General features: G+C 62.3%; 26 protein-coding genes. 2 read left to right on the top strand and 24 right to left on the bottom strand.

Annotation, left to right across the window (positions count from 1 at the left end; genetic code table 11):
* Positions 1 to 8 precede the first annotated feature (8 nt).
* The 10 genes from EU803_RS13725 to EU803_RS13770 form a co-directional block, all read right to left on the bottom strand.
* On the bottom strand, positions 9 to 833 hold the full coding sequence (locus EU803_RS13725) for a carbohydrate ABC transporter permease (RefSeq protein WP_129683806.1): 825 nt from the start codon (positions 831 to 833) through the stop codon (positions 9 to 11).
* A 10-nt stretch (positions 834 to 843) separates the two neighbouring features.
* Positions 844 to 1728: a sugar ABC transporter permease gene (locus tag EU803_RS13730; RefSeq protein ID WP_129683808.1), complete on the bottom strand. Its 885-nt coding sequence runs from the start codon at positions 1726 to 1728 to the stop codon at positions 844 to 846.
* Between the two features lie 91 nt (positions 1729 to 1819).
* Entirely contained in the window at positions 1820 to 3226 is a 1407-nt protein-coding gene (locus EU803_RS13735; RefSeq protein WP_129683810.1) for an extracellular solute-binding protein, read from the bottom strand.
* Positions 3227 to 3310: 84 nt separating this feature from the next.
* A complete protein-coding gene (locus EU803_RS13740; RefSeq protein ID WP_129683812.1) occupies positions 3311 to 3826 on the bottom strand; it encodes a VOC family protein in 516 nt (171 codons plus the stop codon).
* Between the two features lie 59 nt (positions 3827 to 3885).
* Complete coding sequence (locus tag EU803_RS13745) at positions 3886 to 5541, bottom strand: GMC family oxidoreductase N-terminal domain-containing protein (protein WP_129683814.1); 1656 nt, start codon at positions 5539 to 5541, stop codon at positions 3886 to 3888.
* A gap of 77 nt (positions 5542 to 5618) precedes the next feature.
* Complete coding sequence (locus tag EU803_RS13750) at positions 5619 to 6629, bottom strand: LacI family DNA-binding transcriptional regulator (RefSeq protein ID WP_129683816.1); 1011 nt, start codon at positions 6627 to 6629, stop codon at positions 5619 to 5621.
* A 79-nt stretch (positions 6630 to 6708) separates the two neighbouring features.
* Positions 6709 to 7290, bottom strand: a complete 582-nt coding sequence (locus EU803_RS13755; RefSeq protein WP_129683817.1) for a hypothetical protein — start codon at positions 7288 to 7290, stop codon at positions 6709 to 6711.
* A gap of 50 nt (positions 7291 to 7340) precedes the next feature.
* Complete coding sequence (locus EU803_RS13760; RefSeq protein ID WP_165352839.1) at positions 7341 to 8636, bottom strand: substrate-binding domain-containing protein; 1296 nt, start codon at positions 8634 to 8636, stop codon at positions 7341 to 7343.
* Positions 8637 to 8707: 71 nt separating this feature from the next.
* Entirely contained in the window at positions 8708 to 9007 is a 300-nt protein-coding gene (locus EU803_RS13765) for an antibiotic biosynthesis monooxygenase (RefSeq protein ID WP_165352840.1), read from the bottom strand.
* Entirely contained in the window at positions 9007 to 9576 is a 570-nt protein-coding gene (locus tag EU803_RS13770) for a flavodoxin family protein (protein WP_207209208.1), read from the bottom strand. Before EU803_RS13770 ends, EU803_RS13765 begins: the two co-directional genes overlap by 1 nt.
* A gap of 293 nt (positions 9577 to 9869) precedes the next feature.
* Here EU803_RS13770 and EU803_RS13775 point away from each other — a divergent pair, with 293 nt between their 5' ends.
* Positions 9870 to 11513 (top strand): thiamine pyrophosphate-binding protein, encoded by a 1644-nt coding sequence (locus tag EU803_RS13775; protein WP_129683823.1) that lies wholly within the window; start codon positions 9870 to 9872, stop codon positions 11511 to 11513.
* Between the two features lie 3 nt (positions 11514 to 11516).
* Here the strand turns inward: EU803_RS13775 and EU803_RS13780 are convergent, their stop codons facing one another.
* The 11 genes from EU803_RS13780 to EU803_RS13830 form a co-directional block, all read right to left on the bottom strand.
* The gene (locus EU803_RS13780) at positions 11517 to 13493 is read right to left on the bottom strand and encodes an acetoacetate--CoA ligase (protein WP_129683825.1); all 1977 of its coding nucleotides are present in this window, start codon (positions 13491 to 13493) and stop codon (positions 11517 to 11519) included.
* A 4-nt stretch (positions 13494 to 13497) separates the two neighbouring features.
* Positions 13498 to 14745 (bottom strand): fumarylacetoacetase, encoded by a 1248-nt coding sequence (gene fahA, locus EU803_RS13785; protein ID WP_129683827.1) that lies wholly within the window; start codon positions 14743 to 14745, stop codon positions 13498 to 13500.
* 14 nt (positions 14746 to 14759) lie between these two features.
* On the bottom strand, positions 14760 to 15389 hold the full coding sequence (gene maiA, locus EU803_RS13790) for a maleylacetoacetate isomerase (RefSeq protein WP_129683829.1): 630 nt from the start codon (positions 15387 to 15389) through the stop codon (positions 14760 to 14762).
* Complete coding sequence (hmgA, locus tag EU803_RS13795) at positions 15386 to 16741, bottom strand: homogentisate 1,2-dioxygenase (protein ID WP_129683831.1); 1356 nt, start codon at positions 16739 to 16741, stop codon at positions 15386 to 15388. The genes maiA and hmgA overlap by 4 nt, the downstream gene beginning before the upstream one ends.
* Before the next feature lie 66 nt (positions 16742 to 16807).
* Positions 16808 to 17350, bottom strand: a complete 543-nt coding sequence (locus EU803_RS13800; RefSeq protein WP_129683833.1) for a VOC family protein — start codon at positions 17348 to 17350, stop codon at positions 16808 to 16810.
* Positions 17351 to 17371: 21 nt separating this feature from the next.
* Entirely contained in the window at positions 17372 to 17563 is a 192-nt protein-coding gene (locus tag EU803_RS13805; protein ID WP_129683835.1) for a DUF2783 domain-containing protein, read from the bottom strand.
* 14 nt (positions 17564 to 17577) lie between these two features.
* The gene (locus EU803_RS13810; RefSeq protein ID WP_129683837.1) at positions 17578 to 19200 is read right to left on the bottom strand and encodes an FAD-dependent oxidoreductase; all 1623 of its coding nucleotides are present in this window, start codon (positions 19198 to 19200) and stop codon (positions 17578 to 17580) included.
* A gap of 23 nt (positions 19201 to 19223) precedes the next feature.
* Positions 19224 to 20174: an MBL fold metallo-hydrolase gene (locus EU803_RS13815; RefSeq protein ID WP_129683839.1), complete on the bottom strand. Its 951-nt coding sequence runs from the start codon at positions 20172 to 20174 to the stop codon at positions 19224 to 19226.
* 159 nt (positions 20175 to 20333) lie between these two features.
* Positions 20334 to 21650: a TRAP transporter large permease gene (locus EU803_RS13820; RefSeq protein ID WP_129683841.1), complete on the bottom strand. Its 1317-nt coding sequence runs from the start codon at positions 21648 to 21650 to the stop codon at positions 20334 to 20336.
* Complete coding sequence (locus tag EU803_RS13825; protein ID WP_165352841.1) at positions 21647 to 22183, bottom strand: TRAP transporter small permease; 537 nt, start codon at positions 22181 to 22183, stop codon at positions 21647 to 21649. The genes EU803_RS13820 and EU803_RS13825 overlap by 4 nt, the downstream gene beginning before the upstream one ends.
* 12 nt (positions 22184 to 22195) lie before the next feature.
* Complete coding sequence (locus tag EU803_RS13830; RefSeq protein WP_129683845.1) at positions 22196 to 23230, bottom strand: TRAP transporter substrate-binding protein; 1035 nt, start codon at positions 23228 to 23230, stop codon at positions 22196 to 22198.
* Positions 23231 to 23458: 228 nt separating this feature from the next.
* Here EU803_RS13830 and EU803_RS13835 point away from each other — a divergent pair, with 228 nt between their 5' ends.
* Positions 23459 to 23935, top strand: a complete 477-nt coding sequence (locus EU803_RS13835; RefSeq protein WP_129683847.1) for a MarR family winged helix-turn-helix transcriptional regulator — start codon at positions 23459 to 23461, stop codon at positions 23933 to 23935.
* Between the two features lie 2 nt (positions 23936 to 23937).
* On the opposite strand, the gene EU803_RS13840 is transcribed toward EU803_RS13835, so the two are convergent.
* From EU803_RS13840 to EU803_RS13850, 3 genes are all read right to left on the bottom strand, one after another.
* Entirely contained in the window at positions 23938 to 24396 is a 459-nt protein-coding gene (locus EU803_RS13840; protein ID WP_129683849.1) for a MarR family transcriptional regulator, read from the bottom strand.
* 87 nt (positions 24397 to 24483) lie between these two features.
* On the bottom strand, positions 24484 to 25839 hold the full coding sequence (locus tag EU803_RS13845) for an aminotransferase class III-fold pyridoxal phosphate-dependent enzyme (RefSeq protein ID WP_129683851.1): 1356 nt from the start codon (positions 25837 to 25839) through the stop codon (positions 24484 to 24486).
* Positions 25840 to 25868: 29 nt separating this feature from the next.
* Positions 25869 to 26663 (bottom strand): IclR family transcriptional regulator, encoded by a 795-nt coding sequence (locus EU803_RS13850; RefSeq protein WP_129683853.1) that lies wholly within the window; start codon positions 26661 to 26663, stop codon positions 25869 to 25871.
* Between the last annotated feature and the right edge of the window lie 18 nt (positions 26664 to 26681).

A 26681-nucleotide genomic window follows, 5' to 3' on the forward strand; every position in this document is an offset into this window, starting at 1 on the left:
TCCGACCCCTACTTGACTGAGCCCATGGTCAGCCCGCGCACCAGCCAGCGTTGGCAGGTCAGCACGAAGATGACACCGGGAATGAGGATGATGAACGATCCGGCCATGATGCGGCCCCATTGCACCGCGTCGGACGACCAGAACGACATGACCGCGACCGTCGCGGTCTGGGCGTTCGAACCGGTCAGCATCAGCGCGAACAGGAATTCGTTCCAAGAGAAGATGAAGCAGAAGACAGCCGACACGGCGAGGCCGGGCGCGGCCAGCGGCAGGGTCACCCGCCAGAAGGTCGCCAACAGGCCGTATCCATCGACGGCAGCGGCCTCTTCCAGCGCGGTCGGAACCTCGTCGAAGAACCCCTTCATGAGCCAGACCGTCAGCGGGATATTCGCGGTGGAATAGACGATGATCAGCGCAAACGGCGTATCCAGAAGGCCTGTCGCCTTGAAGATGATGTAATAGGGCACCACGACCGCGATGGGCGGGAACATCCGCATCGACAGGATCCAGAAGGCCACATCGTTCATCCGCTTGTGCCGGATCCGGCTGATCGCATAAGCGGCCAGAGACCCGATGGTCAGGCTGAAGGCGGTCGACCCAAGGGCCACGATCAGGCTGTTGAGGATGAATTTGCCGAAAGGGCGCATCCCGAACAGATCCTGATAATGCTCCAGCGTCGGCGTGAAGAAAAAGGCCGGGGGACGTTGGAACATGATCGGCGAGGGTTTCACCGAAGACGACGCAATCAGGTAGATCGGTGTCAGAAAGACGATCAGGACAATCGCAAGAAGCAGGTAGATCAGGATTTTCTGCTGCAGGCCGGGCCGTGTCATGCGTGCCTCCCTATGCGTGCTGTTCGCGTTGCAGCGACTTGAAGAACAATGTGATCAGGACAACGATGATCACGAGCGAGACAAAGCTGGCCGCCGCGCCCACCCCCATGCGCCAGAAGGTGAACGACTGGCGATAGATGAACATCGACAGCACTTCGGTGCTGTCACCGGGACCACCCTTGGTCAGAACGAAGATGATGTCGTAGATCTTGAAGGCGTCGATGGCCCGCAGGAACATCAGGCTGACCAGAACGGGTTTCAGCTGTGGCAGGGTCACGCGGGTGAACACGTCCCAGCGGGAGTTTCCGTCGATCATCGCCGCCTCGTAGGGTTCGGGCGACAGGCTTTGCAGGGCGGCCGCGGTGCCCATCATCACAAAGGGCGTCCATTGCCAGATGTCGGCAATCGCGATTGCCCAAAGCGCCCAGTTGGTCGAGGTGATCCACGGAATTGACTCGATCCCGAGGAAGCTCAGGAAGTAGTTGAGATAGCCCAGTTCCGGGAAGTAGAGGAACAGCCAGACCAGCCCCACGATGACCGGCGAGATCATCATCGGGATCATCAGAAGCGTCCGGGCCAATGGCATTCCGGGCAGTTTCTGGGTCACGATCAGGGCGATACCGACGCCAAGGACCAACTGCACGCTCAGGGTCATGGCCATGAGCTTGAATGTCGTGATCAGCGAATGGATGAACTCGCTTGACCCGATTACCTCGGCATAGTTCGACCAGCCGACGAAGACCCGGGGCACAAACAGCTTGGCCAGATCATAAGACCGGAAGCTGAGGTAGCCGGCATAGATCATCGGGTAGATCGTGGTCAGGAACAGGACCAGCATTGCCGGAAGCAGAAAGATCAGGAAGATCCGCCTGTTTCGCTTTCTGATATAGGCCATCGCCGTTCAACTCCGTCGTTGTATTTGGGCCGTGAGGGGGCCCGCCCCGATGCAGGGAGGTGCGCCGGGACGGGCCGTGACTGCCATCTCCCTATTGGAAGATCGCGGCAGGCTCGTCGTTGATCCACCGAAGCCGCAGGTCTTCCGGGAAGACAGCAAGCCGGGTGTTGATCTTGGTGCAGGCACTGGTCAGCGCTTCCTGCGCGCTGTCCGTTTCGCCGGCCATGTATTTGTTCAGCTCAACCCCGAACACCTCTTCCACGTCGGCGTAGAACGGATGGAAGATGCGGCGCTGCGCATTCTCCTGCGCGTCCAGCAGAACCTGGTAGTAGGGGTAGCGGGCCTGCAGCTCAGGATCGGACAGGATCGAGACGTGGAACTGGCTGACGCCGCTGCCTTCCTCGGCGAACCGGCGCATCATGTCGCGGCTGGTGCCCCACTTGATGAACTCCCACGCGGCCTGCTGTTCGATCTCGCTGGCCTTGGAGTTGATCCCAAAGCTGAGCGCGCCGGTCATCGTCGGCTGCGGATTGCCGTCGCCGGTCGGGCTGGCGGCATAGCCGGCCTCGCCGATGGTCGGCAGAACGGCCTCGTCGGGGTTGGTCAGACGGACGGTCCGGACCGACCAATAGGACGATTGGGCGACCTCGCCACGTTCCATGTAACCGGTGCGAATATCCCACATCAGGCCCAGGTAATCCGGCGGGTTCGACGGGATCAGGCGCTTCATCACCTCGGCTGCGGCAACCGCCTCGGGTCCGTCCATCGCGCACAGCCCGGTTGCAGGGTCCCAATACTGCCCGCCATAGCTGCGCATGATCGGGAAGAAGTCATGAGTGATGGCCCCGGCAACGCGGCTGTAGGCCTGCGCATTGCCGTAGAAGTCCTTCTCAAGAACTTCACCGGCGAGGGTTTCACCGGCCGAGCGGGTGAAGAATTCGGCGATGTCGATGTAATGGTCCCAGGTCTGGGCCGGGGCCAGCGGATAACCGTATTGCGCTTCAAAGGCGGCGGCCTCTTCGGCGTTTTCATAGAGATCCTTGCGATAGTTCTGATGCCAGATCATGCCCGAAGCCGGGAAAGCAAGCAGGCGCCCCTGCCAGGTGTTTTCCTGAAGCTGGATCGGGATGATGTCATCAAGGTGGATTTCCTCGGCGTCACGCAGGACAAGGTCGGTCAGGTCCAGCAGCGCACCAGATTCTCCCAGAACGCCGACCCACGGGCTGTCCACCCACATCAACTGATAGCTGGGATCGTTGGAGCTTGCCTCGATGACGATCTTGTCGATCAGCCCCGGGTAGGGGAACATGTCAATCTGGACCGACGCGCCGGTCAGGGCTTCGAATTCGTCGACGATCGGGGCAAGTCGGGTGACCGACGTGTCACCGATTGCCAGCATCTTCAGTTCGACGCCGTCGAATTGTCCCTGGGCAAAGGCCGATCCGGAAATCGCCGCAAGCAGCGACCCGCAAAGTGCCGTAGTCTTAAGGTGTTTCATCTCTTCCTCCACTGTTATGATGCCGCCCTCCCCCGGGTCGGCCATCGGTACGGCGCGGGGTGATCCCGCGTGCGTTTCGTTCCGTCACGCGCCTGCGGACGGGGTCCAGAGCGCGGGGCCGCCGTCGGCCTCGTAGCCAAGCGGCCCTTTCGCGCTGACAATCTCGAGGTATTGACCCCAGGGTGCCCGCAGGTAGAGCCAGACAAGATTGTCCATTGGCCCGCCTTCGATCAGGGTCGGTCCCTCCAGCAGGTCGACGCCTGCCGCCCGCATCCGGTCGGCCACGGCAAAGGCATCATCGACCTCAAAGGCGATATGCATCGCGCCGACCTCGCCATTGTGTTTGAGGTGCTGTTCGCCCGCGACGCCCGCGTATTCGAACAGTTCCAGCGATCCGCCACGGCCAACCTGAATGACGCGCTGGTCCGCGATCTTGACCCCCTTCGGGACGCCAAGATGCCGGGCCATGAAGTCATCATCGACATCGACAGAGCCGCATTCCATGACCGTGACCGCGCCAAAGACGTCGCGGAAGAATTCAATTGCCTGGTCCATGTCCGGAACCGTGAACCCAATGTGGTGCAGACCGATTATCGACATTCTAATCCCCATCTGGTTAGTTACTAATTGGGCCAAAATACGCCCCTGCCCGATCCGGGTCAGGCGACGTTCACCCGGGTCAGATCGTTGCGTTCATGGGCGAAGAACACTGGTGGTAGCGGCGGCAAGTCGCGGATCAGGTCCGCGCCCTTTTCCCCGATCATGATGGTCGGCGCGTTGGTGTTCGACGAATTGATCCGCGGCATGATCGAGGCGTCGCAGACCCGCAGCCCGTCAATGCCCCGGACCCGAAGGCTGGGATCGACCACGGCCATGTCGTCCTGTCCCATCCGGCAGGTTCCGACGGGGTGATGGTCCGTCTTGGCCATCTTGCAGGCAAAGTCGAACAGGTCTTCCCGACTGCGGATCGACGGCCCCGGCAGAACCTCTTTGCGGACGAATTTCGACATCGCGGGCTGGGCCAGGATCTCGCGCGTCATCTCCAGCCCTTTCAGGGTCATCTCAAGGTCATAGGGGTCGGACCAGTAGTTCGGGTCGATCAGCGGCGCGGTCTTCGGATCGGCACTGGCCAGCCGGACCGTTCCGCGCGACCGGGGACGCATGAAGGCGCTGTTGAGCGTGATCCCGGCCCCGTCGATCTTGACGATACCCTTTTCGATGCCCGACCCCTGCCCCAGGTGGAATTGAATGTCCGGCGACCGGGCCGCCGGGTCCGCATACCAGAATGCCCCTGTTTCAAACAAAGAGGCTGCCGCCGGGCCAGATTTGAACAGTAGGTATTGCAACCCAGCCCAGACCGTTTTGTGCAGACGGTCCCAGCCGTCATAGCTGTATGGCCCGTTCAACTCTGCGATGGCGCAAACGTCGATGTGGTCCTGTAGGTTTTCACCAACTCCCGGCAGATCGTGCACCACATTGATGCCGACCGACCGAAGGTGGTCTGCCGGACCGATGCCCGACAACATCATCAGGCGGGGCGAGCCGATGGCCCCTGACGAAAGAATGACCTCGCGGTCCGCGCGATAGGTCTCCAACCGGCCCTTAACAGTGATCTCGACCCCGGTCGCGCGCCCGCCGGTCACGACGATCCGCCGGGCCTCGGCCCCGGTCATCACCGTCAGGTTCGGCCGATTTTCGGCAGGCCGCAGGAATGCGACAGCGGCGGACGAGCGGCGCGCATTGCGCTGGGTCAGCTGGTAGAACCCGACCCCCATCTGCCGCTTGCCATTGAAATCGGGATTGTAGGGCATCCCATATTCCTGCCCGGCCCGGATGAACGCATCGCAGACCGGCAGGGTCGCACGGGGCATCGACACGCCCAGTGGCCCCTCGATTCCGTGGTAATCATCGTTGAAACGCTCGTTCGACTCCGCCCGCTTGAAGTAGGGCAGAACCTCGCGATAGCTCCAGCCGGCGCAACCCTCTTCCTCGGACCAGGCATCATAGTCCAGCGCATTTCCGCGTGTGTAGATCTGCGCGTTGATCGACGATCCTCCGCCAATCACTTTGGCCTGCGTGAACCAGACCTCGCGGCCCTTCATGTGCTTTTGCGGAACCGTGGACCAGCCCCAGCTGGCAATCCCCTTGGTCATCTTGGCAAAGCCAGCGGGCCAATGAAACAGAATGTTCCGGTCGCGGCCGCCAGCCTCGATCAAGAGCACGGACACGTCCCGGTCTTCGCTCAGCCGTGCGGCAAGAACGCAGCCGGCCGACCCGCCGCCCAAGATGATATAATCGAAGCTGTTCCGAGGCATTTGATTCATGTAACCGTTTCGTTACTTGAAACGTTTCACCAAGCACCCCGTCTTGTCAAGCCGAAACCGTTTGGGGACTATTGCGAGCGTCTGACCGACCCGCGGTTGACGACTTCGGGGGCCAACCGGATCTCGCGCCGATCCCGTGACGAACCGCGCACCATTTCCATCGCGCGCAGGGCGCTCTCTGCGCCGATCCGCCCCGGAAAGATGTCGACGGTGCTAAGTTGCGGCGACAGGACCGTTCCGATCGGAACATTGTCGAAACTGACGATCGACAGGTCCGTTCCAACCTTGATCCCCCCTGCCCTGCAGGCCGCATAGATGCCAGTGGCCAGATCGTCGTTGAAGGGCATCACGGCATCCGGCAACGGACCTTCGGCGGCGATACTGCGCAGGGCCGACTCGGCAAAGGCGGGGGTCAGAAATCCGGGAATGGCCTTGAAATTCGCTTCCGGAAGGCCTGCTTCGCGAAAGGCGGCCAACATGCCGTCACGGCGTCCATTCCAGGTTGTCGTGTGGTCATATCCGCCAATAAAGGCGGCGGTTCTACAACCATTGTCAATCAGGGTGCGCGCGGCGATATAGCCGGACCTGTGGTCATCGACACCGACGAAGGACGCGTCGCTTCCCGGCACGTCTCGCACGCAGGACACCACCGGTATCCCGCGCCGCTGTGCCACCTCCAGATCTGCGGGCGTCGTCTCGTGAACAGGTGAAAGGATGATGGCGGCAACGCCCTGTGACACCATCGATTCGATCAGCTTGCTCTGCCGTTCATGGTCGTTCTGGGCAGTCGCAAGCACGGTCAGAAACCCCTCGCGATAGGCCGCGGCTTCCAGCTCCGCCACCAACACGCTGAAAAAGGGGTTCACGATGTTGTTCAGGATGACCCCGATCATCTTTGACTGGCCGGACCGCAGTCGCGCGGCGGATTCGTTACGGATGAACCCAAGGGCCTCGGCGGTCTTCAGGACATGTGTGCGCGTTTCTTTGGACACCCGACCATTGCCGGACATCACATAGGACACAGTCGCAACAGAGACCCCTGCCTGCTCCGCGACCTGCCTGATCCCGACCTTCTTCATGGAGGCTCCTGAAACGTTTCACCAGGTCACCGGAGTAATTGGCCAAACTCTTTGGATCAAGCCACTTGGCATCCCGACGTCATAAACCATAGCCCGACAAGCCAATCCGAAGCTTCCGCGTGGCATCCCTCAGAACCACCACCCGGTCCGGGTCTATTCCTGCCTCGTCGCGCCGACACAGCAAGCCTGCCACAAGGATTACACCCGAAGTTTCGGCGACGGGGGCAATGCTGAAACCAGCCGGGCTCGCACTGCTGCTCATGCCATGAACTGCCCCTCTTGTTTCAGTGTCGATCTTTCTATGAAGCAGGTAAGAGGCATTCCGATCCGGCGCGGTGTAATCGTTGCCCCGGCCAAGAGAAAAAGCCAACAAGGTCAATTCCTTACCGGTGACGACGCCCAGAAAGGCCGTGCGCCGGGTCTGAACGCGGAGATAGCGGACAATCGTTGCCGCCATCGGTCCGGCATCCCCATGGCCCCACGCGGAATACCCAACCCGCCATGCCTCGCTGCCCAGGACCGGATCGCCATAGGAATCCCGGGCCAGAAACTTCCGCTGCTCCAGAACCAGAAGATCGCGCGCGGCGGTGGATCGCGCGATGCCCGCCTCCTGAAAAGCCGCACCGGCGGTCTCGCCTGCGGGACGGTGCGGAATCCGCATCGCAGTTTCAAAACGGTCGAGGGCGCGGCGGTATATGGCTGATTTCCCGGTCATCGGAGCGACCGCCCCCTGCCCTGTGCCAGGACATATTCGTCGGGCTGGTCCCATTTCACATAGGTCTCGGCCCAGACGTCTGCCTTGATGCTTCGCGTTTCCCGACCACGGGGCAGAACGGCCAGAACCGGAACTTCAACTCGGCGCGGCACGGGGGATCCCTGCAATAGATCCAGAAGAACTTCGACCGCCCGCGCGCCCATCGCCGCCGGGTAGTCGATCGCGCAGAACGCGACACCCCGTTCCAGCGCGAAGCGATACGCACCGTTCACATCGCCGCCGGTATGTGGCGGGATCACAAGGCCCCGCCGGTCGAATTCGATCATCGACCCAAGCCCCTGCAACCCGCTGTCGCACCAAACCCCGTCCGGCGGCGGGTGTCCGGTATCCAGCAAGCGGGCGATTTCGGCCTGCCCGCCTTCGCGGGTCCACCCGGTATGCTGCACCGCTTCCACCACGATCCCCTCGTCCGCATCGAATATCTCGCGGGCGGCGGCAAGCCTGCGCACCGCGGGACTCGAATCCACCAAACCCGAAAGCAACCAGACCCTCCCGGCTCCGCCAAGATGCTCCTTCATCCAGATCGCGCTCAACTTGCCGATCATCTCGCCCGAGGCGGCAACGAAACTGTCATGCGTCGCGGCACCGCCGGTCCGCCTGTCGACCGCGACCAAAGGCACGCCCCGATCGCGCACGGCAGCCAAACAACCGGCGAGGTCGCCGCCGGGGTCCGGGGCGGCAGAAACCACCAGAGCGGCAACACCTCCATCCAACATCTCGGTGATTTGGCTGATCTGTCGGGAGGCATCGTCACCGGCATCCGCGACGACCGTGTCGGCAATCTGGTCGCGATGCAGACCGCACCCGTGCCGAAAGCTCGCCAGCAGCGCGCGTCGCCACGGGTTCGAGGTCGAGGCATTTGCAAATCCGATTTTCCAGGGCGGCGGTCCGGGGGGCACGGGGCCTGAGACCAGTTCGAACAGGCCATCGGTCAACCCCAGATCAAGGGGCCCCGCATCAAACCGCCTGAATTGGCCGGGAAGGGTCGGGCCAATGACCGCCCGTTCGACCGAAGCCTGAGCCATGTTTCGGGCGGTTGGCCCAAGCCGGAAACATCCGTGCCCGATGCCTTCCAGATAGCCGCGCGCAAGAAGTTCACGGATCAGGCCGTATCCCGTCGATCTGCCGATGCCGGCCCGCTTCAGGATGTCGGACCTGCGCAGGGCGCCGTTGTCGGCGTCAAAGGCCGACAATACCCTGCAAATTCGTTCGACATTCGACGGCCCCGACATTCCCGACCCTTGCATAGCGACGGGCGCACCCTAGCCAGCGCGCCCGCCCCGACCAAACCGAAATCTGACGGTCAATTCTCTGCCGACACCATCCTGCGGACAACAAGCGGGGTCGCCTGTGCGGCTTCCATCTTGGGGGCCCAGACGGAGAACCAATCCTGAGCCAGATGCACGTCAAGATCTTCGGCGCTCGACCAGACCTCGATGATTGTCATCCGCGCAGGCCTGTCCGCTTCGAACCAAAGCTCGTATGTTTCGCAGCCCGCTTCGGTGCGGGATCGTGAGATGAATTCGTCGCGGAACATGGCAACAAAGGCCTCTGCGGCGTCTGGCCTTACGTCGAGTTCGACAAGTAACCGTGCTTTTGCCATCAGTCCGCAAGCTCCCAGAACCGTTCGTATTGCGCTTTCAGCGGGTGCAGGTCCTTGCGGCCCTCGACATAATAGCCGACCCATTCGCCCAATCGGCGACCGGCCCGGCGGCAGGCTTCCTTGGCATGGTTGGCGCGGGGCTCCCCGGCAAAGACCGCGCCGTAGTGCAGGCTTTCCTTTTTCGCGACATAGTCGGTGATACCGAAAACCATGTATCCCATGTTCATCATCATGATGCTCAAGGACATGCAGGCCAATTCGCCACCCCCGCCCAGACTTCCGGCCGAGGTGAAGGGCACCGCGAATTTTCCATCGGTCTTGAACCAGATGTCCGGGGTCCGGTCGTCCCACCATTTTTTCATCCGCCAGGATATCCCGCCCAAATGGGTCGGGCAGCCGATCGCGATTCCATCCGCCCAGAAAACATCGGCGGTTTCGGCGTCGTCGACAAAGCGGACACGGATGTCATGCCTGCCGACCTGTTCGACACCTTCCTTGACAAAAGGAACTGCGGTTTCGGTAAAGCGACGGTCGCTGTCGCTATCATAGATAATCAGGATATTGGCCACGTTTTCCTCCACGAGCTTGCTGGTGCAAGTGAAGTCGACAACGGTCCGACCCCGCAATCGGGCTGCGAGCCTTGCTGCTCCATATGTCGGATTCGGTCAGCGGTGGCGGCAGATTGCGCCGCCGGTTCTTCTGTTCAACGCGGGTCGGCGTGTCCGGTTGATCCAAGATCCGTGCGACGCAGGGCCGGAAGGATGACAAGCTGTCAGAGGTCGCATAGGTAGAATAATGTGGCCAAAGGGGTTGGCGCTCTACCCGCCGCCCGGACCATTCTTAACGGCACGGAGACAGCGTGATGGCAGGCACGGCGGAGACCCGGACATTCGCATATCAATCCATCGCAAGGGCCGTTCTGGACCACGGTATCGACACGATGTTCGGACTGATGGGCGATGCAAACCTGTTCATGGTCGATGACTATGTACGCAATGGTGGCGGCGCATTCATCCCCGCCGCGCACGAGGGAAGTTCGGTTCTCATGGCGCTTGCCTGGGCCCATGTGACGGGCCGGGTCGGTGTCGCGACGGTCACGCATGGCCCGGGTCTGACGAATTGCGTCACCGCCCTGACCGAAGGGGCACGCGGGCATATTCCCTTGGTTCTGTTGTGTGGCGACACCCCAGTCAGCGCGCCCCAGCACCTGCAGAACATCGACCAGCGCGAGGTGGTCAAGCTGACCGGCGCCGGGTTCGAGCAGATGCGCACGCCAAAGACCGCATCGCGCGATGTTGCGAACGCGTTCTACCGCGCGCGGCTGGAACGCCGCCCGATCGTTCTGAATATGCCGGCCGATTTCATGTGGCAGGAGGTGACCCATGAGAAGGTCGTCTATCCGGTGTTCGGCAGTCCCGCCCATGTGCCCGAAGGCGATGATCTGGACGAGGCCATTGGCATGATCGCCTCTGCCCGGCGCCCCGTTGTCCTTGCTGGGGGCGGCGCGGTCGAGGCACGCCATGCCTTGTTGCGGCTTGCCGACCGGCTAGAGGCGCCCTTGGCGACCACGCTCAAGGCCAAGGGCCTGTTTAACGGTCATCCCTACAACATGGATATCTTCGGGACGCTTAGCACTCCCGACGCCTATGACGTGATCGCCAAGGCGGATTGCATCATCGCCTTCGGGGCGAGCCTTCACTATTTCACCACCGACAAAGGCGCCCTCATGAAGGGCAAGCGCGTCGTGCAGGTAAACATGGACGCCACCCAGATCGGAAAGAATTTCCATCCCGACGCAGCGCTGATCGCCGATGCGGGGCTGACAGCAGACAATTTCGTCTGGTGGCTGGACGAGGCGGAGATTGCGCCAAGCGGGTTCACCCGGGAACTCGACCCGGCAACGCTTGCCGCCCATCCGCCCGCGCGCAAACCCGCGGCCCGGACCCCGACAGCGCCAATCAATTACGTCGATGCGCTGGACCGGCTGGAAGCGGTCTTGCCCAAGACCCGGATCCTGACCACTGACGGCGGCCGGTTCATGACCGAAGTCTGGTGCCGGATCTCTGCCCCGGACCCGCGCAGCTTCATAGTGACCGCGAATTTCGGCTCCATTGGTCTCGGGCTTCAGGAGGCGATCGGCGCCGGCATCGCGGCCCCGGATCGGCCCGTGGTGCATTTCTCTGGAGACGGCGGGTTCATGATGGGCGGGATCAACGAATTCAACACCGCGGTGCGGCACCAGCAGGACCTGATCATCATCGTCTGCAACGACAGCGCCTACGGGGCGGAACATATCCAGTTCATGGACCGGAAAATGGATCCGGGCCTTACTCAGTTCAACTGGCCATCCTTCGCGGATATCGCCACGTCGCTTGGCGGCACCGGCGTCCGGGTAGAGACAGAGGCCCAGCTGGACGCGGCGCTGGCCGCGATCGAAACACGGGACGGCCCACTTTTGATCGAACTGGTTCTCGACCCCAACGACGTGCCGCGCATGCGCAGCTGAGGATCAGTCGTCCATCTTCAATTCGGGCAGGTCGCGGAACAGGTCCAGTGCCTCGGGATTGGCGAGCGATCCGGTGTTTTTCACCGCCCGACCGTGCACCACGTCACGCACAGCCAGCTCTGTGATCTTGCCGCTTTTCGTGCGCGGGATATCCGCCACGGCAAGGATCAGCGCAGGCACATGGCGCGGCGACGAACCCTTGCGGATCGCGGTCTTGATCTCCTTGATCAGCGGCTCCGTCAGCTCTGCCCCATCCATCATCGTGACAAACAGCACCACCCGAACGTCGTCGCCGATGTCCTGCCCGATGACGACGGCCTCTTTCACCTCAGGAAACTTCTCGACCTCGGCATAGATCTCGGCGGTGCCGATCCGGACGCCGCCCGGATTGAGCGTCGCGTCGGACCGTCCATGGATCACGAAACCGCCCGTCGCCCGGCGTTCGGCGAAATCGCCCTGGCACCAGACCCCGTCGAACCGGTCGAAATAGGCACTGCGATAGCGCGCACCGCCGTCGTCCCCCCAGAACCCCAGCGGCATCGAGGGGAAGGGACGGGTGCAGACAAGTTCGCCTTTTTCGCCGTCCGCAGCGCGGCTGCCGTCATCGCGCCAAACGTCCACGGCCATTCCGAACCCGGCCCGCTGAATTTCGCCCCGATGCACCGGCGCGGTCGGATCGCCGAGGACGAAACAGGACACGATATCTGTTCCGCCGGAAATGGAGGCGAGGTGCAGGTCGGGTTTCAACGTTTTGTAGACATAGTCGAAACTGTCGCCCAGCAGGGGCGAGCCGGTCGACATCATTGCCCGAAGCGGCGACAGATCATGCGCCTCGCCGGGCTTGAACTCCACCTTGCGCAGGCTGTCGATATACTTGGCGGAGGTGCCGAAATGGGTCATCCGCTCGTCGCTGGCAAAGTCGAACAGCACCTTTGGACGCGGGTGAAAGGGCGACCCGTCGAACAGCAGAAGGGTCGCGCCCCGCGCCAGCCCCGACACCAGCCAGTTCCACATCATCCAGCCCAGGGTGGTGAAGTAGAACAGCCGGTCGCCGGGCCGCACATCGGCGTGCAGCGCATGTTCCTTAAGGTGCTGGAGAAGCACGCCTCCGGCCCTGTGGACGATACATTTCGGCGCCCCGGTCGTGCCCGAGGAAAAGAGGATGTAAAGCGGATGGTCGAAGGGCATCCGCGCAAATGTCAGCGGCCCATCGGGTGCGTCCGCCTCGAACGCCGCGAAGGTCACGCCATTGTCGACGGCCGCGGCCGTTGCCTGCGCCGTGCCGAGGTAGTCGATCACAACGGTCCGCGTCACGCTTGGCAACTGACTGGCGATTTCCGCAAGCTTGTCGGTGATGTCAAAGGCCTTGCCGGAATACCAGTAGCCATCGGTCGCGAACAGAACCTTGGGTTCGATCTGGCCGAACCTGTCCAAAACCGCGCGCGTTCCGAAATCAGGCGAGGCGGAACACCAGACAGCGCCCAGCGACACCGCCGCCAGCATGGCCGCCACGGCCTCGGGCCGGTTCGGCAGCAATCCGGCCACGCGGTCCCCGGCCCCGACGCCTGCCGCCGACAATGCCTTTTGCAGGCGCGCGACATGGGTTTCCAGTTCGGACCAGCTCCAGCGCAATTGCGCCTTGTCCTCGCCGCGAAAGACCAGCGCGTCGGCCTCGGGGTCGCGCTGACCGCCCAGCCGCAGCAGGTTCTCTGCGACATTAAGCCGGGCGCCCGGAAAGAACCGCGTGCTGATCATATCGTCGCCGACGATGACCGGGCCGTCGCCCTTGTCGCCGATCACGCCCATATGGTCCCAGATCGCATCCCAGAACCCAGAGAGGTCCTCCAGCGCGACGGCAGCCAGATCATCCGACCCGTCGATGGTCGCCCCGGTCTTCCGGGCAAATGGCTCTCGGAAACGGGACAGTTCCGTTGCGGCGCGGCGGTCGTCGTCCGGGGTCCAGAGCACGCTGGTTGTCATGGGGTCAGCCTTCCAATTTGCGGGCCGGCAAAAGCTCGCCCGTGCAGGGTCCGAACCCGATCCGGTATCCCTCGCCCAGCGCCGCGCCGCGCAGCGCCAACGTATCGTGATCCTCGATGAAGCTCCGTGTCTCGCCCGTGTCCAGCGTCAGCGGTTCTTTCCCGCCCCAGCTGAGTTCCAGAAGCGACCCGCGGCTGTCCTTGGTCGGCCCGGAAATGGTCCCCGACCCGAGCAGGTCACCCACCCGCATCGGACAACCCGACGAGGTATGGTGCGCCAGTTGCTGGGCGGCGGAATAGTACATCTCGCGGTAGTTCGTCCGCGACAGGATCGTCTCGCTGCCCCCTTTTGGGGTAAGCCCGACCTCGAGCGCGATGTCATACAGCATCGGTGCAGGTTCGGCGAGATACGGCAAAAGCGTCTTCTCGCGCTCGGGGGTTGAGGTGCGGAACGGCTCAAGCGCCGCAGCGGTCACGATCCACGGGCTGATCGTCGTCGCGGTCGCCTTGGCCTGGAACGGCCCCAGCGGCTGGTATTCCCAGGCCTGGATGTCGCGCGCCGACCAGTCGTTCAGCAGCACGTAGCCAAAGATGTTGTCAAAGGCTTCCGCCACCGAGATCGGGCCATTCGAAGGCTGGCCAACGATAGCGCCCATCTCCAGTTCGATATCGAAGCGCTGCGACGGGCCAAAGCGCGGCGCGTCGTCATTCGGGCCTTTCAGCTGCCCGTTGGGTCGGGTGACCGGGGTGCCCGAGACGACGACCGACGACGCCCGACCGTTATAGCCAATGGGAATGTGCAGCCAGTTCGGGGGCAGCGCGTTTTCCGGCCCGCGGAACATGGTACCGACGTTGAACGCATGGTGACGGCCCGCGTAGAAATCGGTGTATTCGGTCACATCAAAGGGCATGTGCAGGACCGCATCGGACTGCGCGACAAGATAGCCGCGCAACGCCGCCTCCCGGCCGCTCCCCTCGGCCAGCATGTCCGTCAGATTGGCACGCAGCGCGGCCCAGGCGGCCTTGCCCTGCGCCATGAAGGCGTTCCAGCGCCCGGTCTGCAGTGCCCCGTCGCAGGTCAGCAGGCCATCGGCCTCCATCCGCGCCAGATCGAGGATCTGGTCACCGATGGCCACGCCGCAACGCGGATCGCTGCCGTTCGTCGAGAAAACGCCATAGGGCAGGTTATTGAGCGGAAAGTCCGTATCGGGCGCATTGGCGCTTTCGACCCAGGAACGGATAAGATCGGTCATTGGGGTCTCCTTGTTCAGGTCGCGTCGGGTTGTGTCTCGGGGCGGGCCGCATCGAAGGCTGGCAGTGCCAGACATCGGGCCTCGATGTCAGTCAGGCGCTTGAACGGGGTCAGGTCACAGCCCCAGCGATGAGCGTTGTACAGCTGCGGCACAAGGCAAAGGTCCGCAAGCCCCGGCGCATCACCAAAGCAGAATGGCGTGTCGGGCGCGATCAGCGCTTCGAACGCGGCAAAGCCCCGCGTCATCCAGTCGTTCATCCAGGCAACGGTATCATCCGGACCGTGGCCCATGGACTTCAACTTGCCGACGACCCGCAGGTTGTTCACCGGATGGATGTCGCAGGCGATCGTCAGCGCTGCGGCCCTAACCCGCGCACGCGCGACAGGATCCGAGGGCAGGAGCGCAGGCGCCGGATGGGTGTCCTCCAGCCAGTCGAGGATCGCCATGGACTGGGTCAAGACCGTGCCGTCCTCCAGCACCAGTGTCGGTACACCCTGCCCCGGGTTCAGCGCAACGTAGTCCGGCGCGTTCTGGTGTCCCGCGACAAGGTCCACGGGGACCGTCTGATAGACGATCCCCTTGAGGTTCAACCCGATCCGCACCCGGTAGGATGTCGTGGACCGCCAATAGGAATAGAGCCTCATTTCTTGCCCGGCGTGCCGTCGAATTTCTTTTCGAGGCTGTCCCAGCAATCGATGTAGTCGTCCTGAAGCGGCGCTTCCTTGCCCGCGAATTCGGTCAGGTGCTGCGGGAAGCGGGTCTCGAACATGAAGGACATGGTATTGTCCAGCTTCTCGGGCTTGAGGTCGGCATTCGAGGCCCCCTCGAAGGCACTCTTGTCCGGCCCATGCGGCAGCATCATGTTGTGAAGCGACATGCCACCGGGGACAAAGCCCTGCGGCTTGGCATCGTATTGGCCATAAATGTTGCCCATAAGCTCGGACATGATGTTCTTGTGATACCACGGCGGGCGGAAGGTATCTTCCATCACCATCCAGCGTTCCCGGAACAGCACGAAATCAATATTGGCCGTGCCAGGCACGCCGGAGGGCGCGGTCAACACGGTAAAGATCGACGGGTCCGGGTGATCGAACAGGATCGCACCCACGGGGCAATAGGTCCGCAGATCATATTTCACCGGCGCGTAGTTTCCGTGCCAGGCCACCACGTCCAACGGCGAATGTCCGATCTTGCAGCGGTGGAATTGGCCGCACCATTTGATGGTAACGGTGCTTGGCGCCTCGCGGTCCTCGAAGGCCGCCACAGGCGCCTTGAAGTCACGCGGATTGGCCATGCAGTTTGCGCCGATCGGCCCGCGGCCCGGCAGCTCGAATTTCTGGCCGTAGTTCTCGCAGACGAAGCCACGCGCGGGACCTTCCAGCACCTCGACCCGATAGACCAGCCCGCGCGGGATCACCGCAATCTCTTTCGGTTCCAGATCGATGATGCCCAACTCGGTGGCAAAGCGCAGCCGGCCTTCCTGCGGCACCACCAGCAATTCGCTGTCGGCCGAAAAGAAGTAGTCGTCGGTCATGCTTTCGGTGACCAGGTAGATGTGGCTTGCCATGCCGACCTGGGTGTTCACATCCCCGGCGGTGGTCATGGTGCGCATGCCGGTCAGCCAGGTCAGGGCCTCCTCTCCATGGGGCAGCGGGTCCCAGCGATACTGCCCCAGCGAGGTCACATCCTCGACGACGTTGGGGGCGGATTTCCAATAGGGCACGTCGATGCGCTCATAGCGGCTCGAATGTTTGACAGAGGGCCGGATACGGTAACACCAGGTGCGTTCGTTCTGATGGCTTGGCGCGGTAAAGGCGGTGCCGGACAGCTGCTCGCCATACAGGCCGTAGTTGCACTTCTGCGGGCTGTTCATGCCCTGCGGCAGGGCGCCGGGCAGCGCCTCGGTCTCGAAGTCATTGCCAAAGCCGGGCATGTAGCCGGGCGTCGTCGTGCCGCCGTCGGCCTGAATCAGCCCCTTGGGTTCCATATCGTTCATGGCGCGGTGTCCTTTGTGCAGCAAAGTCGCGCGCGGGCCTGTTCTCCTCCGCGCGCGATCGTCTTGTCAGGCCTTGTTCAGTTCCTTGGCATGCAGCCAGTCGGCGTGCTTCGGCGCCTTCTTGGTGCGCGACCATTCTTCCAGCATGTCCCATTTCACCGCGTCCATGCGTTCGAGCAGCGCCTCTTCTTCCGGATCCGGGCAGGCCAGCTCGATCCGGTGGCCGCTCGGGTCGAAGAAGTAGATGGAATGGAAGATGGAATGGTCGGTGACGCCCAACACCTCAACGCCATTGGCCTCCAGATGTTCCTTGAACGCGATCAGTTCCGCACGATCCTTGACCTTGAAGGCAATGTGCTGGACCCAGATCGGGGTGTTCGGATCACGGCCCATCTCGGGCTTGGTCGGAAGTTCGAAGAACGCCAGAACATTGCCGTTCCCGGCATCCAGAAACAGGTGCATGTAGGGATCGGGTTCATGGGTCGACGGCACATGGTCCTCAGCGATGGCGAGGATGAAATCCATGTTCAGCATTTTGCCATACCACTCGACGGTTTCCTTGGCGTCCTTGCAGCGATAGGCGACGTGGTGGATTTTTTCGATCTTCATGGTTTCTCTCCTTGGGCGCGTTCAGGCGTCTGCGGCGAGGGACAAAGCCTCGTCCAGAACGGCAGCATCGCCGATATGGTTGCTCAGGATCAGGACGAGGCGGGCGTTGATCGCGTCGCTCTCCTCCTTGGACCGGCCGTCGTGCACGGCCAGCAACTTGGCATAGAAATCGTCCGGTTTCGCGATGTTCGGGTCGATGTTCAGCTTGGTCATTGTCCGGGTCCTCCTCAGGCGCGTCCGGTTGCAGTGTTGACGGCCTTGCGCAGGGCGGCCGCGTCGTAGCTGTCCCAGCGGGCGGCGATATGCTGGTCCGGGCGCATCAGGTAGACAGCAGATTTGGCGTCTCCCAGATAGCGCTGTGCCAGTTCCGGGTTGCCCGCGGCCGAGAGCGCGACGCGGGTGACGCCGATCCCGTCCACGTCAATGCTGTCGGGGGCGTCAGCGTCGATGGTCAAAATCTGGAACGATCCGCCCAGCAGTTCCAGCAGCCAGGTTCCATCCACGGGGGCATCGACCATCGGCGCGCCGACGCGTGTGCGCTCGGGGCCGTCGTCAAGGGCGTCTGGCCCGTTCAGCGACAGCCCGTCATAGACGCAGGGCACCGACAGACGGCCCGAGTTGACGAGCGGCCGGGCAAAGGCGGCCTTTCCGGCAAGCGTTAGAACCGCATCGCGGAAGATCTTGCTGATCTCGGTCTTCGGGGTGATGAAATCGGTGGATCGGGTCGAGTTCAGGATATTTTCATCCGCGCCATGGACCCGCTCCTCGGAATAGGTATCCAGCAGCGTTTCGGGCGCCTTCCCCTTGATCACCAGCCCCAGCTTCCAGCCAAGGTTATCAGCGTCCTGCATGCCCGAATTCGCGCCGCGCGCTCCGAACGGCGACACCTGATGCGCAGCGTCCCCGGCAAAGAAGATATGCCCGTGGCGGAAGCTTTCCATGCGCTTGCACTGGAAGGTGTAGATCGAGGACCACACCATGTCATACTCGACATCCGGCCCAAGGAAGGCGTTCAGGCGGCGACGAACGTTTTCCTCTTTCAGCTCTTCCTTGCGGTCAACGTCCCAGCCGATCTGGAAGTCCACGCGCCAGACGTCGTCCGGTTGCTTGTGCAGCAGGGTCGAGGCGCCTTCGCCGTGGCTGGGTTCGAACCAGAACCAGCGTTCGGTCGGGAACTGAAGCTCGCCCTTCATCTTGATATCCGCGATCAGGAAACTGTCCTGGAACACCTTGCCGGTGAATTCCTCGCCCAGCATCCCGCGCAGCGGCGAGTTGGCACCATCGCAGGCCACCAGCCAATCCGCTTCGACCTTGTAGGGGCCGTCGGGCGTCATCACGTCAAGAACGACATGGTCGCCCTTGTCTTCGATCGCGTCGACGCGGTTCTTGCCGCGCAGCTGGATCGGGGCGCCCTCGGCCTGAAGGGCCCGGACCCGTTCGATCATGTATTGTTCGAAATAGGGTTGCTGAAGGTTGATGAAGGCCGGGTATTTGTGGCCCTCTTCCGGAAGCAGGTTGAATTCGAAGACCTTGTCATCCTTGTGGAACACCTTGCCGAGGTTCCAGACGACACCCTTGTCCAGCATCGGTTCGCCGCAACCGTAACGATCTGCGATTTCCAGGCAGCGCTTGGCGAAACAGATCGCGCGACTGCCCATACCGATGCCTTCGTGATCATCGAGGACAAGGACGGGAATGCCCTGCTGGCCAAGGTCGATGGCCGTCGCGATCCCGATCGGGCCACCGCCGACGATCACGACCGGGTGCCGAACGGCGCCATCCCGGTCCTGGTCGGGCGACTTTTCGTAGGGATAGACCTTCTGGGCCAGTTTGTAACGATCGTCGAACATGCCTTTCCTCCTCAGGCGATGCTTCAGTTCTGAAGCTGTTCCCACATCTCCATGTCGCGCTGTGCGGTCCAGATCCGCGGGGTATCGATGCCGCGCGCCTCGTCATAGGCGCGGGACACGTTGAACGGCAGACAATGCTCGTAGATGGCATAGTCCTTGAACTTCGGATCGCAGGCCTCGCGCACGGCGTCCCAGGCGTCCTTGAGGCTGCCGCCCTTCGCGGCGACCTGCTTGGCCGGCAGATAGGTGCTGTTGACGAAGTCGCGGGTGCTTTCCAGCGCGGCATCGACCATTTCGCGGCCGACAAGCGCGTCACCGCGCCCCGGCGCGATGCTTTGCGGATCATAGGCTTTCACGGCGTCCAGCGTGCCGCCCCAATCCTCGAAATGGCCATCGCCGCAATAGCAGGCCGAGTGGTATTCGACGATATCGCCAGTGAACATGGTCTGGGCGTCAGGCACCCAGATCACGCTGTCGCCGGCGGTATGGGCGCGGCCGATCTGCTTGATCTCGACCTTGCGGTTACCAAGGTAGACCGTCATCTGGTCATTGAAGGTGGTGGTCGGCCAGGTCAGGCCGGGAATGCTTTCATGGCCTTCGAACAGACGCGGAAAACGCTGGAATTCGCTGTCCCAGTCCTCTTGCCCACGTTCGACAACCATAGACCGGGACTTGTCGGACATGATGATCTGCTCGGCACCAAAGGCGCTTGCCCCCAGAACGCGCACGGCGTGGTAATGGGTCAGAACGACGTGGCTGATCGGTTTGTCGGTGACCGAGCGCACGCATTCGATCACCTTGTTGGCCAGGCGCGGGGTCGCCTGCGCCTCGACGATCATGACGCTCTCGTCACCGATGATCACGCCGGAATTCGGGTCCCCCTCGGCGGTGAAGGCATAAAGCCCCTCGCCGATCTCGGTGAACGAAATCTTCTTCTCTGCGGTGTCGCCCTGCGATGCGAAAGCCTTGGCCATGGAGTGTTCCTTGTATCTTTGCCGGTCGGCCCGGTCAGTTCCTTGGCGCCTTGCGCCCTCATCAGAGAATCGTTGTCATCGCAACAATTCCTTTTTCGTTGCAAATGCAATGAATGTCAAGATCATTGCATTTGCAACGATACACTTTTGTCGCCCGGCCTACATCAGGTTCACAAGCCAGAGCGACAGGATCGGCACGGTGATCAACAGACCCAGCCGGAAGATATCCGCGATCCAGAACGGCAGGACGCCGCGGAACACAGTCGACAGGGACACGTCGCGCAATACCCCCTTGAGCACGAAAACATTCATCCCCACAGGTGGCGTGATCAGGCTTATCTCGGTCGCCACGACCACAACGATGGCAAACCAGATCAGCGCGTTTTCCGGGTCTTGCAGAAGCTCGCTCTGGAACGGCAGGTCATACATCAGCGGATAGAAGACCGGGACCGTCAGCAGGATCATCGACAGGCTTTCCAGAACGCAGCCCAGAAGCAGGTAGATCAGGATGATGATCCCGATCACCGCCCAGGCGGGCATTTCAAGATCAAGGACAATCCCGGCAAGCGCGTCCGGAAGCCCGGCAAGGTTGATGAACTTTGTGAACAGCTCGGCCCCGATGATGACGGCAAAGATCATCGCGGTGGCCCGCACGCTGTCCAGCGTCGCCTCGATGAAGGCGCGCAGGTTCATGGCGCGCAGCGCGATTGCGATCACGACAGCGGCCCCCGCGCCCATCCCCGCGGCTTCGGTCGGGGTGAAGAAATCCCCATAGATGCCGACCATGATGAACAGGAACAGCCCAAGCACGGCAAACACGCCGATCTTGTCACTCCGGGTCATAGGCTCTGAATGCTGGCCTTCAGGCGCAAGCGCGGGGTTGATCGCAACCGCGATGCGGACTGCAAACAGGTAGAACAGCACGCCGATGATCCCCGGGATCACCCCGGCGATGAACAGCTTGGCGATGTCCGTTTCGGTCATCAGCCCATAGATGATCAGGATTACGCTGGGCGGGATCAGGATGCCCAGCGTGCCACCCGCGGCGATGGACCCGGTGGCAAGGCGGTCGTCATAGCCGAACTTGCGCATGGAGGGCATGGCCACTTTGGACATGGTCGCGGCCGTGGCAAGCGACGAGCCGCAGACGGCGGAAAAGCCGCCGCAGGAGAAGACAGAGGCCATGGCCAAGCCGCCCCGCATCCGTCCGAACAGCCGGTCCGCCCCGGCATAAAGCCCATGCGCCACGCCCGAGGCTGCCAGAACGTTGCCCATGAAGATGAACAGCGGGATCACCGACAGGCTGTAGGACAATGTCGTGTCAAAGGCGACCTGCCCGGTCAGCGCCCAAGCAGGTTCCCACCCCCGGAGGAGCGCAAAGCCGATGCCGCCAACGGCGGCCATCGCAAAGGCAATCGGAACCCGCAACAGGATAAGGCCGAAAAGAACTGCGAAACCGATCAGGGATTCCGTCACAGGATTCCCTCCTCTGTCTTGGCCCGACGTTCATGGGCCGGGGGTTGGATGCCGCGCAGAAACGCGATGAAGGCGCAGAAAAGACAGGACAGGCTGGCAAGATACCCGAACGGGGCCAGCGGTATTTCAAGCGCGTTGGTGACCGAGCCGTCCTGTGCCGCCTTCCAGGCGTGCGAGGCCAGACGCCACGAGAAGGTAGCGAGCAGCGCCGCCGAGAACAATCCCGCGAAGGCGGAGAAGAGCGTGTTCCATCTTGGTCCGAGAAGGCCAAGCAGATCGACCTCGACATGTTCGCGCCGTTCGGTGGCCAGTGGCAGGGCAAGGAAAACCAGCGCCGCCAGCAAGACCTCGGTCAATTCGAACGCGCCGGTCAACGGGGTATCCAGGATATAACGTCCAACCACGTCCACGCAGGTGATGAGAACGAGGCAGAACAGGATGGTTGCGGCCCCGATCCCGACCGACCAGTCAAGGATCGGACCAATCTCGAGCCCCCCGTTCTCGGGGGGCCCGGATTTGAAGCGCTTGCGCAACTCCTCCATGGGTCAGTAGGCCACGCCGGTTTGCGCGCGGAACGCCCCAAGCGCGGCGGCACCGTCATAACCGTCTGCGGCGATGGCATCGATCCACGCCTGTTCATAGGCCGCGGCGGCCTGCTTGATCGCTTCGAGAACCGGCGCCGGGGCGTCGTAGATCTCGATCCCCTCTGCCTGAATCTCTTCGATGGCCGCTTCGTCCGCGGCGTTCCAGGCCGCGCCAACCAACTCCGCAAAGGCCTCGCCCGAGATCGCTTCGATCGCGGCCTGATCCTCGGCGGAAATCTCGTTCCACTTGTCGTCGTTCATGACGACAAACCAGGTGGTGTTATAGATGCCGCCCGGCACCCGCATGGAATATTGCAGGTCGTCGGTCAGGTTGAAGGCGGTCAAGGCCTCGTAGGTGAAGGTCACGCCGTCAATCACGCCACGCGACAGTTTTTCGTAGACTTCGCCCGACGACATGAACAGCGTCGTCGCGCCCAGATCGGCCATCAGATCGGCGATGTAACCGCCCGGCACGCGGATCTTCAGACCGGCGATATCGTCGACGGTTTCAATCCGCCGGACGTTGTTGTGAAGAACGCCGGGGCCATGGACGAAAAGGCCCAGCAGCTTGACGCCCTCGTGTTCGGCCTGCGCATCAAGGTCATTGGCATAGACATTCCAGAAGGCCTTGGACCCAGAGACGGCATCATCGCCAAGGAACGAAAACTGGCCGATGCGCGAACGCTGGAACCGGTCGTCGGTGGTGAAGGAATGCAGACCATAGGTGATGTCGGCCACACCTTCCGCGGCCATGTCGAAATGTGCGGGCGGCGCCCCGAGTGGCGACGTCAGAACACGTACGGTCACGCGGCCCTCGGTCACCTCTTCGATCTGCTCGGCCCATGGCTTCATGGCTCCGACGACGATCGGGTGGCGCGGGGGCAGCCAACTGGACATCACCAGTTCGGTTTCGGCGATAGCGGCCGAGGCAAATGCCCCGACACCGATCGCAATTCCTGCAAACGCGTTCGCAATCTTGGGAAATTTCAGGCCCATGGTTTCTCCTCCCTTTGGGTTGCTGTCTGTATATCGAATAAGGGTCGCCGGGCGGGGTTTCGTCGCGAGACGGCGACAGAGTGATGCGATATCTCCTCCTGTGGGCGCGGCCGTGGTGTTGGGGATCCCCCCATCTGGCCGGGTCACTTGCGCCCGCTACGAATCTGGTTATCGTTTCAAAAGAAACGAAAGTCAATGTCGTTACATTTGAAACGACTTGGAGCCGCCATGGATTACGCGACATTCAACTTGTCCGAGTACCTGCCCTACCGCCTTGCCCTTCTGTCGGAACGGGTCAGCAGGCGGCTGTCGCTGGAGTATGGCAAGGATCATGGGTTGTCTGTCGCAGAATGGCGCGTGCTTGTTCACTTGGCCCGTAGCGAAGAGGTGTCGATCCGCGAAATCCATACTTTCGCCAATCTCGACAAGCCGCGTGTCAGTCGCGCGGTATCCCGCCTCGAAGCCGAGGGGCTTCTGCGCAAGGAGGGCGGGAAGGAAGATCAGCGGCTGATCGTGATCTCCCTGACCGACAAGGGGCGCAAGACGCTTGCAGCGATTGTGCCCGACGCGCTCGCCTTCGAGTCAAATCTGGTCCAGACGGTGTCGCCCCAGGAAATGGACCAGTTTCTTTCGGTGGTCGAGAAGCTCCACAAGGTGCTTGACGACGATCCGCTTGCGGCCCCGCGGCCGCCATTGGACCAATAGGTTCAGACCGGATCGTCCCCGTCCAGACGTTCGTGGACGGTTCCCACCGCCGCGACAAGCGCATCAAGCCCGCGTGACAGCGCATCCCGGTCCGCGGCGGGCATCGCGTCAAGGATCAGCCGCGCCCGCTCCTCGACCTTGGCAAGCGCCGCTTCGAACAGGCTGCTGCCCTTCTCTGTGCAGCGATAGATGCGCAGGCGCCGGTCGGTGTCCGAGACACTGCGGGTGATCAGACCCTTTTCCTCGAGCCGGAGCGAGGCGCGGCTGACCTGCACCTTGTCCAAGGTCGTCCGACGCGCCAATTCCAGCGAAGTGACTTCCTCCTCGTCGGCAAGGAGGAACAAAAGGCGCCATTCCTCGCGCGTCAGCCCGAATTCCCGCCCATAGACATCGGTCAGGTTGCGGGAAAACGCTTCGGCCGCGACGGCCAGCCGATAGGGAAAGAATGTCTCGAGTTTCATCGTGTCCTCTTTCGTGTGTTTCGGCTGCCATATTGTTGCAGCCGAAACGAAGGAAGCCAAGCAGCAGCTCCCATTGGCGTGCGCCGATCAACCCGCCGCGGCAAAACCCGCCGCAAGCGCCGACAGGATCTTGTCGATTTCGGCCTCTGCGATGACCAGCGGCGGCGACAGGATGATGTTGTTGCCCGACACCCGGATCATTGCGCCCTGTTCATAGGCGGTGCGATGCACGACCGAGGTCACATTGGGGCCGGCGGGTGCCTTGCTGGCCCGGTCGGACACCAGTTCCATTGCGCACATCAGGCCATGGCCGCCCCGAACGTCGCCGATCAGATCGAAGCGCGATTTCAGGTCCTGAAGACCCTGCCAAAGCTGCGCACCCCGCGCGGCGGCATTGTCCTTGACCTGCAGCCGGTCGGTTTCCTTCAGGCAGGCGATGGCCGCGGCCGCCCCGACAGGATGGCCGGAATAGGTGTAACCCGACCCGATTGCGCCCTTGCCCGTGGTATCCTTTTCGAACACCTCGGCAACCTGGCCCGCGATCATCACGGCACCAAAGGGGAAATAGCCATTGGTGATCGCCTTGGCGGTGCACATCAGGTCCGGCTGCACACCCCAATGGCGCGATCCCGACCAGCTTCCGGTGCGCCCGAAGGCCGTGATCACCTCATCCGCGATCAGCAGGATCCCGTATTTCGTGCAGATCTCCCGCACGCCGGGCATGAAGCTTTCGTGCGGCGGAATAACCCCGCCGGCCCCCAGAATCGGCTCCATGATGAAGGCGGCGATGGTTTCGGCCCCCTGGAACCTGATCTCGTCCTCAAGCGCGGCAAGGCACAGCTGGGCCAGACGCTCCGGGTCGGTTTCATTGAAAGGGTTGCGATAGGTATAGGGTGCCGGGATGTGATAGCAGCCGGGCATCATCGGCTCATACTGGGTGCGGAAATTCGCGTTGCCATTCACCGACGCGCCCAGCGTATGAGTGCCGTGATAGCCCTTCTTCAGGCTCAGGTATTTGACGCGTCCGCCCTCACCGCGGATCTTGTGATACTGGCGCGCCAACCGGAGGGCGACTTCGACACTGTCGGATCCGCCCGACGTGTAGAAGGCGCGGGTCAGCCCGTCCGGGGCAAAGAATTCCGCAAGCATCTCGGACAGCTCGATGACGTTGTCATTCGAGGTGCCTCGGAAGATCGAGTAATATGGCAGCCGGTCGAGTTGCGCCGAGATCGCCTCTTTTACCGGGGCGCAGGAATAGCCCAGGTTGACATTCCACAGCCCGCCGACCGCATCGACCATACGGTGGCCGTCCACGTCGATGATTTCAACGCCTTCCGCACCGACGATGATGTCCGGCGGGTTGGCCATGCTGTCAGCGGGGTGCGCCATCGGGTGCCAGAGGCTGCGCGCGTTCATTTCTTTCAGGAAGTTAGAGTCTTTCATGTCGGCCTCATTCTGAGATCGGCGCGGCGTCACGCGGACGCGGTGCCGGTGGTGGGTTCGGACGGATGGGCGGGGGACGGGCGTCCCCCGAGGGATTCGGTGAGTTTCGCCGCGGCGGCGAGCAGCTTGCCTTTGATCGTTTCCAGCTTCTCGGGCGTGGCGCGCACGGCAGGCACGGCAACCGAAACCGCTCCGATTGCAATGCCGCCTGCGTCAAAGATCGGCGCCCCCTGGGAACTGACCTCACGATCGAAAGCGCGGTCCAGGCGACTGTATCCGGCGCGGCGCGCGTCCTCGATCGCTTGTTTCAGCCGTTCCGAATCGGTCGGCGTATCGGGGGTGAATTCCGTCAGCGCACCAGACAGAACCGCATTGCGCAGCCCTTCCGCGCCAAACGCCAGGAGCGCGATCCCCGAGGACGTGGCATGCAGCGGCAACATCTCGGCCTCGTCGAAATGGACCTGCGTGCCGTGTTCGAACGGATCGAAATGAAAGACCGGTGACAACATGCGCCCCTGCAAAAGCGAGACATGGGCCAATTCGCCAACGTCCTCGGCCAGCGCGCGCACGATTGGCCGCACCACCGTGCGGACCGGAATAGCCGCCTCGCGCACCCCGGTCAGGCGCAGAATCGCCGGCCCGAGCCGATAGGCGCGCGACACGGAATCCTGTTCGAGAAAGCCGTTTTCCTCCAGTTCAACAAGGTGACGGTGCACAGTTGCCTTGTCGCGCCCGGTCAGCTTCACGAATTCGCTTAGCCCGATATGTGAACGACTCCTTGAAAAGAAGTTCAACATTTCCAGAGCTTTAGTGATCGTTCCCATCAGACCTGCTTTTGTGTG

The sequence above is a fragment of the Loktanella sp. IMCC34160 genome (genome assembly GCF_004145845.1).
Lineage (GTDB): Bacteria > Pseudomonadota > Alphaproteobacteria > Rhodobacterales > Rhodobacteraceae > SELP01.

What these genes read in the sequence shown, in the direction of transcription:
- EU803_RS13740 (WP_129683812.1), bottom strand. Translation starts at nt 3,826, where the DNA reads ATGTCGATAATCGGTCTGCACCACATTGGGTTCACGGTTCCGGACATG.
- EU803_RS13835 (WP_129683847.1), top strand. Translation starts at nt 23,459, where the DNA reads ATGGATTACGCGACATTCAACTTGTCCGAGTACCTGCCCTACCGCCTT.
- maiA (WP_129683829.1), bottom strand. Translation starts at nt 15,389, where the DNA reads ATGAGGCTCTATTCCTATTGGCGGTCCACGACATCCTACCGGGTGCGG.
- EU803_RS13775 (WP_129683823.1), top strand. Translation starts at nt 9,870, where the DNA reads ATGGCAGGCACGGCGGAGACCCGGACATTCGCATATCAATCCATCGCA.
- EU803_RS13730 (WP_129683808.1), bottom strand. Translation starts at nt 1,728, where the DNA reads ATGGCCTATATCAGAAAGCGAAACAGGCGGATCTTCCTGATCTTTCTG.
- EU803_RS13810 (WP_129683837.1), bottom strand. Translation starts at nt 19,200, where the DNA reads ATGTTCGACGATCGTTACAAACTGGCCCAGAAGGTCTATCCCTACGAA.
- fahA (WP_129683827.1), bottom strand. Translation starts at nt 14,745, where the DNA reads ATGACCGATCTTATCCGTTCCTGGGTCGAAAGCGCCAATGCGCCCGAT.
- EU803_RS13805 (WP_129683835.1), bottom strand. Translation starts at nt 17,563, where the DNA reads ATGACCAAGCTGAACATCGACCCGAACATCGCGAAACCGGACGATTTC.
- EU803_RS13830 (WP_129683845.1), bottom strand. Translation starts at nt 23,230, where the DNA reads ATGGGCCTGAAATTTCCCAAGATTGCGAACGCGTTTGCAGGAATTGCG.
- EU803_RS13815 (WP_129683839.1), bottom strand. Translation starts at nt 20,174, where the DNA reads ATGGCCAAGGCTTTCGCATCGCAGGGCGACACCGCAGAGAAGAAGATT.
- hmgA (WP_129683831.1), bottom strand. Translation starts at nt 16,741, where the DNA reads ATGAACGATATGGAACCCAAGGGGCTGATTCAGGCCGACGGCGGCACG.
- EU803_RS13840 (WP_129683849.1), bottom strand. Translation starts at nt 24,396, where the DNA reads ATGAAACTCGAGACATTCTTTCCCTATCGGCTGGCCGTCGCGGCCGAA.
- EU803_RS13725 (WP_129683806.1), bottom strand. Translation starts at nt 833, where the DNA reads ATGACACGGCCCGGCCTGCAGCAGAAAATCCTGATCTACCTGCTTCTT.
- EU803_RS13735 (WP_129683810.1), bottom strand. Translation starts at nt 3,226, where the DNA reads ATGAAACACCTTAAGACTACGGCACTTTGCGGGTCGCTGCTTGCGGCG.
- EU803_RS13760 (WP_165352839.1), bottom strand. Translation starts at nt 8,636, where the DNA reads ATGTCGGGGCCGTCGAATGTCGAACGAATTTGCAGGGTATTGTCGGCC.
- EU803_RS13780 (WP_129683825.1), bottom strand. Translation starts at nt 13,493, where the DNA reads ATGACAACCAGCGTGCTCTGGACCCCGGACGACGACCGCCGCGCCGCA.
- EU803_RS13745 (WP_129683814.1), bottom strand. Translation starts at nt 5,541, where the DNA reads ATGCCTCGGAACAGCTTCGATTATATCATCTTGGGCGGCGGGTCGGCC.
- EU803_RS13765 (WP_165352840.1), bottom strand. Translation starts at nt 9,007, where the DNA reads ATGGCAAAAGCACGGTTACTTGTCGAACTCGACGTAAGGCCAGACGCC.
- EU803_RS13800 (WP_129683833.1), bottom strand. Translation starts at nt 17,350, where the DNA reads ATGAAGATCGAAAAAATCCACCACGTCGCCTATCGCTGCAAGGACGCC.
- EU803_RS13755 (WP_129683817.1), bottom strand. Translation starts at nt 7,290, where the DNA reads ATGCGGATTCCGCACCGTCCCGCAGGCGAGACCGCCGGTGCGGCTTTT.
- EU803_RS13845 (WP_129683851.1), bottom strand. Translation starts at nt 25,839, where the DNA reads ATGAAAGACTCTAACTTCCTGAAAGAAATGAACGCGCGCAGCCTCTGG.
- EU803_RS13750 (WP_129683816.1), bottom strand. Translation starts at nt 6,629, where the DNA reads ATGAAGAAGGTCGGGATCAGGCAGGTCGCGGAGCAGGCAGGGGTCTCT.
- EU803_RS13850 (WP_129683853.1), bottom strand. Translation starts at nt 26,663, where the DNA reads ATGGGAACGATCACTAAAGCTCTGGAAATGTTGAACTTCTTTTCAAGG.